At 60.2% G+C, this 12,950-nt stretch carries 12 protein-coding genes; 5 read left to right on the forward strand and 7 right to left on the reverse strand.

The features are described from left to right. Positions 1–183 precede the first annotated feature (183 nt). Complete coding sequence (locus LOY36_RS13535) at positions 184–996, forward strand: crotonase/enoyl-CoA hydratase family protein (protein ID WP_018929117.1); 813 nt, start codon at positions 184–186, stop codon at positions 994–996. 6 nt (positions 997–1,002) lie between these two features. After that, on the forward strand, positions 1,003–1,833 hold the full coding sequence (gene nudC / locus LOY36_RS13540) for an NAD(+) diphosphatase (protein ID WP_019649648.1): 831 nt from the start codon (positions 1,003–1,005) through the stop codon (positions 1,831–1,833). Here nudC and LOY36_RS13545 read toward each other — a convergent pair. From LOY36_RS13545 to LOY36_RS13555, 3 genes are all read right to left on the reverse strand, one after another. After that, positions 1,801–2,580 (reverse strand): TSUP family transporter, encoded by a 780-nt coding sequence (locus tag LOY36_RS13545; RefSeq protein WP_019649649.1) that lies wholly within the window; start codon positions 2,578–2,580, stop codon positions 1,801–1,803. The two genes, nudC and LOY36_RS13545, sit on opposite strands and share 33 nt — an antisense overlap. 207 nt (positions 2,581–2,787) lie before the next feature. Then, a complete protein-coding gene (locus tag LOY36_RS13550; protein WP_105346099.1) occupies positions 2,788–3,264 on the reverse strand; it encodes a nuclear transport factor 2 family protein in 477 nt (158 codons plus the stop codon). A gap of 56 nt (positions 3,265–3,320) precedes the next feature. Continuing rightward, positions 3,321–3,884, reverse strand: coding sequence for a TetR/AcrR family transcriptional regulator (locus LOY36_RS13555; protein ID WP_258674007.1), 564 nt, complete (start codon positions 3,882–3,884; stop codon positions 3,321–3,323). Between the two features lie 228 nt (positions 3,885–4,112). Between LOY36_RS13555 and pssA the strand changes: the two genes are divergently transcribed. Continuing rightward, complete coding sequence (gene pssA / locus LOY36_RS13560) at positions 4,113–5,456, forward strand: CDP-diacylglycerol--serine O-phosphatidyltransferase (RefSeq protein WP_258674008.1); 1,344 nt, start codon at positions 4,113–4,115, stop codon at positions 5,454–5,456. Positions 5,457–5,599: 143 nt separating this feature from the next. Here the strand turns inward: pssA and efeO (LOY36_RS13565) are convergent, their stop codons facing one another. From efeO (LOY36_RS13565) to efeU, 4 genes are read right to left on the reverse strand one after another with little or no spacing between them, the layout of a single operon-like run. Continuing rightward, positions 5,600–6,424 (reverse strand): iron uptake system protein EfeO, encoded by an 825-nt coding sequence (efeO, locus tag LOY36_RS13565; RefSeq protein WP_258674009.1) that lies wholly within the window; start codon positions 6,422–6,424, stop codon positions 5,600–5,602. Between the two features lie 26 nt (positions 6,425–6,450). Beyond that, positions 6,451–7,749, reverse strand: coding sequence for an iron uptake transporter deferrochelatase/peroxidase subunit (efeB, locus tag LOY36_RS13570; protein WP_258674011.1), 1,299 nt, complete (start codon positions 7,747–7,749; stop codon positions 6,451–6,453). Between the two features lie 18 nt (positions 7,750–7,767). Next, positions 7,768–8,967: an iron uptake system protein EfeO gene (gene efeO / locus LOY36_RS13575; RefSeq protein ID WP_258674014.1), complete on the reverse strand. Its 1,200-nt coding sequence runs from the start codon at positions 8,965–8,967 to the stop codon at positions 7,768–7,770. Between the two features lie 8 nt (positions 8,968–8,975). Beyond that, a complete protein-coding gene (efeU, locus tag LOY36_RS13580; protein WP_258674015.1) occupies positions 8,976–9,815 on the reverse strand; it encodes an iron uptake transporter permease EfeU in 840 nt (279 codons plus the stop codon). Positions 9,816–10,089: 274 nt separating this feature from the next. Here efeU and LOY36_RS13585 point away from each other — a divergent pair, with 274 nt between their 5' ends. Together LOY36_RS13585 and LOY36_RS13590 are read left to right on the forward strand one after the other, a co-directional pair. Continuing rightward, on the forward strand, positions 10,090–11,106 hold the full coding sequence (locus LOY36_RS13585; RefSeq protein WP_258674016.1) for an AraC family transcriptional regulator: 1,017 nt from the start codon (positions 10,090–10,092) through the stop codon (positions 11,104–11,106). A gap of 176 nt (positions 11,107–11,282) precedes the next feature. Further along, positions 11,283–12,947 (forward strand): AMP-binding protein, encoded by a 1,665-nt coding sequence (locus LOY36_RS13590; RefSeq protein ID WP_258674017.1) that lies wholly within the window; start codon positions 11,283–11,285, stop codon positions 12,945–12,947. The last annotated feature ends 3 nt before the right edge of the window (positions 12,948–12,950 follow it).

Raw genomic sequence — 12,950 nt, forward strand, 5'->3', positions numbered from 1 at the left:
TGTGTTCACGCGCCAAGACGGTTTCTAACAATTTCGGTGGTGCGGCCAATCGCGAGCAGGCCCGTCCAGACGCTGAAAATCCAGAAGCCAGTCCCGCATTTGGCCGAACCGCTGCCTTACTGCCGACACAGATGCCTTGTTATAGTTCGGGCTTCATTTTCTGTCCGGTAAAGGATCACTGCCATGTCTCAATACACCGCCTTCAGCGTCGAACTGGCCGATAACATCGCCCATGTGCAGATCAACCGTCCGGACAAGATCAACTCGATGAACGCCGCGTTCTGGAGCGAGATCATCGAGATTTTCCAGTGGATCGACGATACGGATGAAGTCCGGGTGGTAGTGCTCAGTGGCGCCGGCAAGCATTTTTCTTCCGGCATCGACCTGATGATGCTCGCCGGTGTGGCCAATGAATTGGGCAAGGACGTCGGCCGCAATGCGCGCCTGCTGCGCCGCAAGATCCTCGCGCTGCAAGCGTCGTTCAACGCCGTCGACAACTGCCGCAAACCGGTGCTGGCGGCGGTGCAGGGTTATTGCCTGGGCGGCGCCATCGACCTGATTTCCGCCTGCGACATGCGTTACGCGGCCGAGGACGCGCAATTTTCCATCAAGGAAATCGATATCGGCATGGCGGCCGATGTTGGCACTTTGCAACGCTTGCCGCGGATCATCGGTGACGGCATGCTGCGTGAACTGGCTTACACTGGTCGCACCTTTGGCGCCGAAGAAGCGCGTAACATTGGCCTGGTCAATCGCGTCTACAGCGACACCGCCAGCCTGCTTGAAGGCGTGATGGGGATTGCCCGCGAAATCGCCGGCAAGTCGCCGATTGCCATCACCGGCACCAAAGAGATGATCAGCTACATGCGCGACCATCGCATCGACGACGGCCTCGAATACGTCGCCACGTGGAACGCCGCCATGCTGCAGTCCACCGATCTGCGCGTGGCCATGGCCGCCCATATGAGCAAACAGAAACCCGAATTTCTGGATTGATTAACCATGACTTCACGCTGGACCACCGCAGTACTGGACACCGATCAACCCGGCGGCTGGGCCGTGGCGCGCAGCCCCGAAGGCTTTTTGTTCGATGACAATGGCGCGCTGTTTCCACGGGAATGGCTCAAGCGTCAGGACTTGTCGATTCTCGCCGAGCACGGCATCGGTCACCTGGATGGCGAACCGGTCTACTTGCTGGAGTTGCGCAGTCACAGCGACGTGCCGGGCTGTAACTGGAAAGGCCTGCGGGCGTTCATGCTCGAGGGCGATCACACCGTCTACAAGGTTCTGGGCTATGCCGCGCAAATCGGTACCTGGGCCCGTGAGCACCGCTTTTGCGGCAACTGCGGACAGGCGATGATCCAGATACCGCGTGAGCGGGCGATGTATTGCGAACCGTGCGATTTACGCAGCTACCCGCGTATTTCGCCGAGCATGATTGTGCTGGTGACCCGTGGCGACGAGGTTCTGCTGGCTCGTTCACCGCGTTTTGTCACTGGGGTCTACAGCACGTTGGCGGGGTTTGCCGAGCCTGGTGAGTCGGCCGAAGATTGCCTGATTCGCGAGGTTCGCGAAGAGGTTCAGATCGAGGTCAAGAACATCCAGTACATGGGCAGTCAGTGCTGGCCGTTCCCGCATTCGATGATGCTCGGTTTTCATGCCGAGTACGCCGGTGGCGAGATTGTCTGTCAGGAAGACGAGATCGAAGACGCCCAGTGGTTCAACGTGCACGAGCTGCCGCCGCTGCCGGCGTCACGCTCGATTGCCCGCTACCTGATCGACGTCTACGTGGCGCGGCGCTTAGGCCACGCTGAACCAGTGCTGCCAGGCTAGGCGCACGGTCAGGCCGAGCACCACCGTGATGAACACCGGGCGAATGAATTTCGCACCGCCGCTGATGGCGGTGCGTGCGCCGAAGAAGGCGCCGACCATCACCGACAGGCCCATGCTCAGGCCGATGACCCAGTCCACTTGCCCGGAAAAAATGAACACCGACAGCGCCGCAATGTTGCTGACGAAGTTCATGCTGCGTGCCACGCCGCTGGCCTTGACCAGGTCGATGGGGTAGAGCAGCAGGCTGCTGACGGTCCAGAACGCCCCCGTTCCCGGGCCGGCCACGCCGTCATAGAAACCGAGGCTGAAGCCTTGACTCGATTGCCACTTTTTCTTGATCGGTGCATCGCTGTCCAGCGGCGCTTTCGGTGTGCCGCCGAACAACAGGTATAGGCCGCAGGCGAACACAATTACCGGCAGCATCTTGTTCAGCCATTCCGCCGGCAAATAATGAGCGACGATGGCGCCGCTGAGCGCACCAACCAACGTGCCGACGATGGCGTGCATCCATTGCCGTGGATGAAACAGCTTGCGCCGGTAGAAGGTGAAACTGGCGGTGGCCGAGCCGAAGGTGGAACTGAGTTTGTTGGTGCCCAGTACCAGATGCGGCGGCAGGCCGGCGGTCAGCAGTGCCGGGGTGGTCAACAGACCGCCGCCGCCAGCGATGGCGTCAATGAAACCGGCAATGAAAGCGACGAGAGCCAGAACGGCCAGGGTAGTGAGGTCAACGCTGAGTTCGAAAGGCATGGAATGGGGCTTATTCGGCAGGGCGCAGAAGAGGGCTGCGGGAAAAGGCCGGTATCTTACCCATATCCAACTTCTGCGGCGACCTGAGCCGATCGTTCCCACGCTTCCGCGTGGGAATGCATCTTGTGACGCTCTGCGTCACGGCGGACGCAGAGCGTCCGTGGCGGCATTACCACGCAGAGCGTGGGAACGATCGGTGAGGTGATGTTACAGACCCAGGTCAGACAACCCGGGGTGATCATCCGGCCGGCGACCCAGCGGCCAATGGAACTTGCGCTCGCTTTCCTTGATCGGCATGTCGTTGATGCAGGCGTAACGGTTGAACATCAGGCCGTTCTCGTCGAACTCCCAGTTCTCGTTGCCGTAGGAACGGAACCAGTTGCCCGAATCGTCGTGCCATTCGTAGGCGTAACGCACGGCGATGCGGTTGTCGCCATGGGCCCAGAGTTCCTTGATCAGCCGGTAGTCCAGTTCCTTGGCCCATTTGCGGGTCAGGAAAGCTTTGGCTTCTTCGCGGTTGTGGGCGAACTCGGCGCGGTTACGCCACTGGGTGTCCAGGGTGTAGGCAAGAGACACCCGTTCCGGGTCACGGGAGTTCCAGCCGTCTTCGGCCAGGCGAACTTTTTCGATGGCCGATTCACGGGTAAACGGCGGCAATGGCGGACGAACTTCGGCAGTAGACATATAAAGTCTCCCTATCAAATTAACGTTCAAACAAGTTGTCGGGCTTATTTAAAGTGTTACAGGTCCAATAACTTTCGCGCCATGCATTGCGCATTATCGGCGGCACTGTGATCACCCATCACAAGCGCTACGGTAATGGCACCGTCGATCAGGATCAGCAGCTGTCTGGCCAGCGTTTCCGGGTCTGTTGCGCCATATTCGGTACAGAGCTCGCGCACGTAGTCGAGCAGCTTCTGTTTGTGGTCTTTGGCGACCAGGCGAACCGGGTCTTGCGGGTCGCCGGTTTCGCCGCTGGTGTTGATGAATGCACAGCCACGGAAGCCTTCGGAGGCGAACCAGGCCTTGAGCACGGTAAACAGGTTGAGCAGCCGCTCGGCCGGGGTTTGGGCCTTGCCGACTTCGCTTCGATACCAGTGCATCCAGCGCACATCGCGGCGTTGCAGGGCCGCGACGACAAGCTCCTCCTTGTTGGCGAAGTAGCGGTAAATACTTTTTCTGGAGACGCCGGCGGTTTTCACCAGAAGATCCATGCCGGTGGCAGCGATGCCACTTTTGTAGATCAACTTTTCGGTGACATCCAGAATGATGTCGCGTGTGTCGTTGCTAGTGATTTCGTTCATGCGGTTAACAGTAGAATGATCGTTCTTCATGGTCAAGTGGTTATTTTTGGCGCCTGTGAAATTGCCTTCGCGGGCAAGCCTCGCTCCTACGGTTTTTCGTCGTTTGGAATACAAACCCTGTAGGAGCGAGGCTTGCCCGCGAAGAGGCCTTTACAGACAGTAACAAGACCCAAACCCATCCATGGTGTAAGCTCTCAGGCTCTTCGGATTCGACCCTTTGCGAGCCCTATGCCGTTGCTTTTCAAACGCTCTCTACTGCCTAAACTGCGCAGTTTTCCGCTGACCGCCGATGCCGTCACCATCCTCTCTGGCGCTGCCGAGTTCCGTCGTTGCCTGCTGGAAAAAATCGCTCAGGCGACCCGGCGTATCTACATCGTTGCGCTGTACCTGCAACAGGATGAGGCCGGCCAGGAAATCCTCGATGCCCTGCACGCGGCCAAACTGGCACGTCCGGAACTGGACGTGGTGGTGATCGTGGATTGGCTGCGCGCCCAGCGCGGCTTGATCGGTGCCGGCAAGCAACCGGGCAACTCGGCCTGGTATCAGGAAACCACCCGCACCCACGAAAGCGAAGTGCCGGTGTACGGCGTGCCGGTGCAAACCCGCGAGCTGTTCGGCGTGCTGCATTTGAAGGGCTTCGTGATCGACGATTGCGTGATCTACAGCGGCGCGAGCCTGAACAACGTTTACCTGCACAAATTCGACAAGTACCGCTTCGACCGTTATCACTTGCTGCAGAACCAGGCGCTGGCCGATTCGATGCATCACCTGATTCAGCACGGTCTGATCACCTCCAAAGCGGTGCATCGCCTCGACCTGCCGAACTTGCCGACCACCCGCAGCCTACGCCACGACATCGGTGACCTGCGCAGCCGTCTCAAGCACGCGGCGTACGACACCACGGCGGGTAGCACGGAAAAGGGTGGTTTATCGGTCAGCCCGTTGCTCGGTGTGGGCAAGAACAACCCGTTGAGTCGGGTGATCTGCGAGCTGATCGCCAGTGCGCAGCATCAGCTGACCATCTGCACGCCGTACTTCAACCTGCCGCTGGCGGTGACCCGGGAAATCAACCGGGCCCTGGCTCGCGGCGTGAAGATCGACATCATCGTCGGCGACAAGACCGCCAACGACTTCTACATCCCGCCAAGCGAGCCGTTCAAGGTGATCGCGGCGTTGCCATACCTCTACGAAATCAGCCTGCGACGTTTCGCCAAGCGTCATCAGCGCAACATCGACAGCGGCAAGCTGAACCTGCATCTGTGGAAGGATGGTGACAACACCTATCACCTCAAGGGCATGTGGATCGATCAGCGCTACACCTTGCTGACCGGCAACAACCTCAATCCACGGGCGTTCCGTCTCGACCTGGAAAACGCGTTGCTGATCGATGATCCGAAAGGGGAATTGCTGGAATCGCGTGGCAAGGAACTGGCGGAGATTTTCCAGCACACCCGCCGTATTGAGCGTTACCTGGATCTACAAACGCTGCCGGATTACCCGGCGGGGGTGGCCAAGTTTCTCAAACGGGTGAGCCGCGTCAGGATCGAGCGGTTGTTGTATCGGATTTTGTAAGGGGTAACACAGCGGGGCGGGGGTGGCGCCAGTAAGGACGCCTTCGCGGGCAAGCCTCGCTCCTACAGGGTTTAGTGTCGATCACCACTCCGTCGTAGGAGCGAGGCTTGCCCGCGAAGAGGCCCGCTCAAACGCTATAAATCTCAGTTCAACCCCAACTTCCCCCGCAACATCGACAAATCCTCAGCCAGTGTATTCACCGGCCCGACCAGCGCTTTGCGGTCGCTGTCCTTCACCTTGTCATACGTTTCAAAACCACCTTCCGTGGTTTTGTACTTGGCCAGCGTCTTGTTCACCGTGGCGAAGTTCTTGTCGACTTTGGCCATGAACGCCGCGTCTTGCTTTTCGATCTGCGGACGGAACAGGTCGACGATTTTCTTCGCGCCGTCGATGTTGCCCTGGAAGTCATAGAGATCGGTGTGGCTGTAGCGATCTTCCTCGCCGGATATCTTGGTGGCGGCCACTTCTTCGAGCAGCGCCGCAGCACCGCCAACGACTTTTTCCGGTGGGAAGGTCAGGCCGGCGACGCGGGTTTGCAGGTCTTTCACATCTTTGTTCAAGCCGTCAGCCAGCTTGCCCAGACCCTGGGTGCTGTTCTGCGAGAACAATGAATATTCGATGCGATGGAAACCGGTGAAGTCTTCGGCCTTCACGCCTTTTTCGTGGTCGTCTACCCGCGAGTCGATGGACGCATCGAGGTCACTGAACAGCTCGGCAATCGGTTCGATCGACTCGTAATAGACACGGGTCGGTGCGTAGAGCTTTTTCGCGGTGGCCAGGTCGCCTTTTTTCACGGCATCGGTGAATTGCTGAGTGTGGCTGGCGAGTTCATCCAGTTGTTCGGTGACGTAGATCTTGTAGTCAGAGATCGGCCCCACCAACTCCAGCGGCGCCGTCGCCGCGAAAGCCGAAAACGGGGTGTTGAGCAAACCAAGGGTCAGCAGTAACGCGAGGGGCGACTTTTTCATGGGACGGTTCCGTGGGGTGGTAAGGGTCAGACTGAGGCTTTGGGTTGTGTGGCGTTGAGCAGCTCGCGGCCGATGAAGTCCTTGTCGCCGGTCACACCCGGCAGGGTGAAGAAGTACCCGCCGCCAACCGGCTTCAGGTATTCCTCCAACGGCTCGCCATTGAGTCGGGTCTGCACGGTGATGAAGCCTTTTTGCAAATCCGCCTGGTAACAGATGAACAGCAAACCCATGTCCAGCTGACCGTTCTTGTTCACGCCGTTGGAGTAGTTGAACGGTCGGCGCAGGATCAGGTTCGCCTGGGTCTCGGCGGTACGCGGGTTGGCCAGGCGGATGTGAGCATCGAGTTTGGTCAGCTTGCCTTGCGGGTCTTTGGCGTAGTCCGGGACTTGGGTTTCGTGCTCGCCATCCATCGGGGCGCCGGTACTCTTGACCCGGCCGATAATGCTTTGCTGTTCTTGCAGCGGCGTGCGGTCCCAGCGTTCGACGAAGTTGCGGATGATCCGCACCGCCTGATAGCTGCCGTTGACCGCCCAGGCCGGTTCGTCGCTGCCGGGCTGGACCCAGACGATGCTGTCCATGGCCTTGGCGTCGTTGGAGTCGGGGTTGGCCGAGCCGTCGCGAAAACCCAGGAAATTGCGTGCGCTCTGCGCCGGCACACCGGGTTTCGCCGGTGCTTGCGGCGGCACGCTGCCTTCCTGTTTCCAGCGCACCAGTAACAGGTCCGGCAGGTTTTTCACGATGTCGCGCAGGGCGTGGATGTTGGTGTCGGCGGTGTTGGAGCAGAACTGCAAGCTCAGGTCGCCGTGGCAGCAGTCGGCTTCCAGTGCGTCGTTGGGGAAACCGACCATGCGGATCAGCCGCTTGGGCTTGGCGCCGGCCAGACCGAAGCGCTCGTCGAACAGCGACTCGCCCACCGATACGGTGATGGTCAGGTTGTCCGGTGTGACCACCGGGCCAAGAATCCCCGAGTCCAGCGGCGGCAGTTTGGGGTCTACCTGCGCCACCGGACCGCCCTGCATCAGGAACCCGATGCGCTCGTTGAGCGTGCGAAACAGTCGCTCCAGGTCTGCGCGGTCGCTGGCCAATACGTCGAACGACACCAGCATGCCCGACGTCGGGCGAGGGGTGACGATGCCGGTCTGGTGCTGGCCGTGGAAGGCGTGGCGGTCTTCGGTCTTGTCGCTGCTCGGTGCTTCGGTGACTTGCGCCGGGGTCGCGGCCATGACCGGGCAACTCAGGGCCGAACCGGCTATCGTCACACCGGCGGCTCCCATACCCATCAATACACGACGGCGTTGTGCTGAAAACTGTTCTGAGTCGTTCATCTGTCTGAGGTCTTCTGCTTACAGGCCGGAAAGGCCAAGGGCGGGATCGATTCCATCGAGTGCATCGGCCAGAACCTTGGCCTTGTCGGCGATACGTTTGCGCTGTTCGGCGCTGACAGTGTCGTAGCTGGCGTAGCCATCCTTGACCTTGAAACCGTTGAGCTCGGCGTCGAAAGCCGTGACTGCGCTGTCGATTTTCGCCAGCAGTTCAGCGGCGGATTTGCTTAGCAATGGCCGCAATAGCTCGACGACTTTGCGGGTCGCGTCGAGGTTGGCGGCGAAACCGTTCAGGTCGGAGTGGCTGTAGCGTTCTTCTTCGCCGCTGCTGGCGCGTACCTCGGCGAGGCTGTTGAGGTTGCGCACCAGCATGCTCACCAGTTGCTCCGGTGGCAGCGACTGGGCCAGCAGTTGCTGTTTGAGATTGACGACATCGATGCTCAGGCGCTGGGCAACGGGCGTCAGACCGTCGAGGTTGCGTTGTTGGAACAGCGCGTATTCGAGACGGTGGAAGCCGACGAAGCCCGGATCCTGCTCGCGCTTATCGAAGTAATCGGCGCGGGCGTTGATCGCGTTGTCCAGTTCCGCCAGGCGCTGGGCCGCTGGAGCCAATCGTTGATAGGCCGCGCGCGCCGGCACATACAAGGCTTGCGCCTGGCTCAGGTCGCCGGCTTCGATCGCTTGCTCAAGGGCGGCAACGGCTTTGATCAGCGCGGTGCTCTGGCTGCTCAGGTACACGCGAAATTCCGACAGCGGACCAATGAACGCCACCATCGACGGACGTGCCTTGGCTGCCGCATCGGAAGCGGCGGTCGAGGTGACGTGCAAGGTGCCGCGTGGGTTGCTCAGTAAGCCGCAAGTGATGGCGTAGTCGCCGGGCAACAGGTTGGCGTTGATCACCTGGCTCAGGCCGGGGGCGATGTTCTCGCGTTCTTCGACCACCAGCACGCCGTCAAGAATTTCCCATTCGACGGCACGGTTCGAGCCGTTGACGATGCGAAAACTGGCACGCCCGGCCGGAACCGTCAGCGCATTCGGTTCGCAGCTGTGCGGGTGAATGGTGACCAGCACTTGGTCGTGGTTGCTCTGGCGCTTGGCGGCGGCCATTTTCGAGGCGTAGTAGAACAGGCCGCCGGCGGCGATCATCACGATCACCGATCCGGCTACCGCCCAGCGCAAGGCGCGCGGAGGTGAAGCCACTGGAGGAACTGGCGTTGACATGAAGGCCCTTATTGGCTGGAAACGGAAGAGGGTGTTTGCGCGAGCGTGGCCGCCGGGAGAAAAAACATCACCAGCGCCACCAACAGATAAAGCAGATACGCCCCGAGGGTGCTGACGGTCGGCGCATCCTGGTAGCCGAACATTCCGGCCAGCACCGAGCCCAACGGGCCGTCCATCGGCAGCGTGGCGCTGAAGTCGAAGAGCACGGTTTGCAGGTGATTCCACACGCCGGCTTCATGCAGGGCTTGCACCGAGTTGGCGAGAATCCCGGCGGCCACCACCAGAATGAACAGACCGGTCCAGCGCAAGAACGCCGAGAGATTCAGGCGCATGCTGCCGGTGTAAATCAGGAAGCCGACGATGATCGCCAGGATCAGGCCGAGCAGGGCGCCGATCGGTGCCGCCGGGCCTTCGCTCTGCTGGAATACGGCGAGCAGGAAGAACACCGTTTCCAGGCCTTCCCGGGCGACGGCGAAAAACACCATGGCGATCAGCGCGGTCACCTGATGCCTGGAACCGGTCAGCGCCTGATCGAGGGAAACGTGCAGCGAATGCTTGATCGAACGCGCCACCTTGCGCATCCAGAACACCATGGAACTGAGGATGCCGACGGCCAGCAAACCGACCACGCCTTCAAACAGCTCTTGCTGCTTTTGCGGGAACTCGGCACTGACCAGTTCCAGGCCACCGCCGACCAGCAGGGCCAATGCAGCGGCGAGGAATACCCCGATCCACACTGCCGGCATCCATTGGCCACGACCGGTCTGCTTGAGGTAACTGGCGATAATGCCAACGATCAACGCGGCTTCGATGCCTTCGCGCAGCATGATCAGAAAAGGAACGAGCATTCAGCACCGGGGAGTAATTAGATAGGGTGCTAATTTGTAACATGATGAAACTCATTCTCATATGGTAGTTATTGCTAATTGCCTGAACCTAAGCTGAACAACCCTGAAGATCCCACCATCCCGTAGGAGCGAGGCTTGCCCGCGAATCAGGCAACTCGGTCTGTCGGTGAAACCGCGTCATCGTTCTTCGCGGGCAAGCCTCGCTCCTACGGAATCGGTTTGGTGTGCGCTAATATGCCCACCACTCAAACACGAACAAGGCTCACCCCGGTCAATGTCGGAAAAAGACACCATCGCCATTCAACTGGTGCGTGAAGCACTGTTGCAAAGTTGCGCCCCTGGCGCTGCCACCGCAGAGGTGTTGAACAAGGTCGGCATCGATCCAGCGCTGTTGGACAGCACCGACGCGCGTGTCCCGGCCGCCGCCTATGCGCGCCTGTGGCGTTTGCTGGCCCGGCGTGGGGACGATGAGTTTTTTGGCATGGACCCACGCAAGCTCAAGTCCGGCAGTCTGGAGTTTCTTTGTCGCTGTTCCATGGTTCAGCCAAGCCTGGCCGCCGGGCTGACCTCGGGCCTGAGCTTTCTGTCGTTGATGCTTGAACGTCTGCCCGCACAATTGGTTCGCCAGCAAAGCCTGGCGGAGATCGTCCTGCTGGAAGACGACGAGGAGCCGCGCCGCGCCTTCACCTATTTCACTTACTGGATGATCGTGCATGGCGTTGCCTGCTGGCTGGCGGGCCGGCGGATTCCGATCCTGGCCATCGAACTGCGTTGTCCGGAGCCGGATTTTTGCGATGACTATCGGGTGATGTTTTCCGAGAACCTGCGATTCGACCGGCCGCGCACACGGATGATTTTCTCCGCCGACTGCCTGGATTTGCCGATCAAGCGCAGCGCCGAAGAGCTCAAGCGCTTTCTGGCTCATGCGCCGGCGAACATTCTGGTCAAGTACCGCGACCCCGAGAGCCTGGCCAGCCGGATCAAGCACGATCTGCGGCAACTGCCCGCCGAGCGCTGGCCGGAAACCGAAGCGCTGGCGCAGCAACTGTGCATGTCGGCTTCAACTTTACGTCGACGCCTGGCCGAAGAAGGGCAGACGTATCAGGGGCTCAAGGACAGCGTGCGCAAGGAGCTGGCCATCGTCTGGCTGGCCGAGCCGACCATCAGCTTCGCCGAAATCGCCACCCGTTTGGGGTTTGCCGATGCCAGCTCGTTCTACAAGGCGTTTCGCAAGTGGTCGGGGTCCAATCCTGGGCATTATCGGAGTTTGATTCTTAACGAGGCTGACTGATCCGGATGATCGATCGTTCCCACGCTCTGCGTGGGAATGAGGTAGGTAGCGTCCTTGGCCAAACCAGTCACACAACTTGATAGCTTTGACCATTGTCCCGCTCCTCGCGCAGAGCGAGTATTTCCCTGTTGATTACGGTTCCCCCAACCTAATAAAAATACAGAGGGATTCTGGCAATGCGCGATTACTTGTCTGCTACGTCACAGTTCAATTATCAGCACACCGTCGATGCTGCGCTCACAGGGTCGTTGACCGCGCTCAATGCCTGCGTCGAGTGTTGCGACCGGCATGCCTTGCCGGGGCGCATTGCGCTGTTCTGGGAAGGTCGCGACGGTAGCAGCGCGACCTACACCTTCAGCGACTTGCAGGACAAGGCCGCGCGTTTCGCCAATTTCCTGGTGGCCCAGGGCGTGAAGAAGGGCGACAAGGTCGCAGGCCTGCTGCCCCGCAACTTCGAATTGCTGATCACCGTGTTCGCCGCCTGGCGCATCGGTGCGGTTTATCAGCCGCTGTTCACCGCCTTCGGCCCCAAAGCCATCGAACACCGTCTGAACAGTTCCGGCGCCAAAGTGGTGGTCACCGATGCGGTCAATCGCCCGAAACTGGCTGAAGTGGCCGACTGCCCGACCATCGTCACCGTCGGCGGTCCGAAAGGCCAAGGTATTGTTCGGGGTGATTTCAGTTTCTGGGCGGAACTGGCCAACTACTCCAGCATCTGCGAACCGGTATTGCTGACCGGCGAAGACCCGTTCCTGCTGATGTTCACCTCGGGCACCACCGGCCCGTCGAAAGCGCTATCGGTGCCGCTCAAGGCCATCGTTGCGTTCCAGAGTTATACCCGCGACGCGGTGGACCTGCGCCCCGAGGACGCCTTCTGGAACGTCGCCGATCCGGGTTGGGCCTACGGCATTTATTTCGGTGTCACCGGGCCGATGGCGATGGGGCATCCGATCACCTTTTACGATGGCCCGTTCACCCTCGAAAGCACCTGCCGGGTGATCAACAAATACGGGATTACCAACCTCACTGGCTCACCGACCGCCTATCGCTTGCTGATTGCCGGTGGCGATGAATTCGCCCGTTCGATCAAGGGCAAGCTGCGCATCGTCAGCAGCGCCGGCGAGCCGCTGAATCCGGAAGTGATCCGCTGGTTCGCCGACAACCTCGGCGTGGTGATTCACGACCATTACGGCCAGACCGAACTGGGCATGGTCCTGTGCAATCACCACGGCCTGGAACATCCGATCCACATGGGCGCCGCCGGTTTTGCCTCGCCGGGCCACCGTATCGTGGTGCTGGATGAGGAATACAAAGAACTCGGCGTCGGCCAGCCAGGCATCTTGGCCATCGACCGCACCCAGTCGCCGATGTGTTGGTTCGGCGGTTACGAAGGCGTACCGACCAAAGCGTTCGTCGGCAATTATTACCTGAGCGGCGACACCGTCGAGTGGAACCCGGACGGCAGCATCAGCTTCGTCGGCCGCAGCGACGACGTGATTACCACCTCGGGCTACCGCGTCGGCCCGTTCGACGTGGAAAGCGCGCTGATCGAACACCCGGCGGTGGTCGAGGCGGCGGTGATCGGCAAACCCGACCCGGAGCGCACCGAACTGGTGAAAGCCTTCGTCGTGCTCAGCCCGCAATATCGTGCCGAACCTGCGTTGGCCGAAGAACTGCGGCAACACGTGCGCAAGCGTCTGGCGGCGCACTCGTACCCCCGTGAAATCGAATTTGTCAGTGAATTGCCGAAAACCCCAAGCGGCAAATTGCAGCGCTTTATCTTGCGCAACCAGGAAATCGCCAAGGCTCAAGAGGCCGCCGCGAAGAACGTTTCAGCTTGAATC

This window comes from Pseudomonas sp. B21-019, from assembly GCF_024749225.1.
GTDB lineage: Bacteria > Pseudomonadota > Gammaproteobacteria > Pseudomonadales > Pseudomonadaceae > Aquipseudomonas.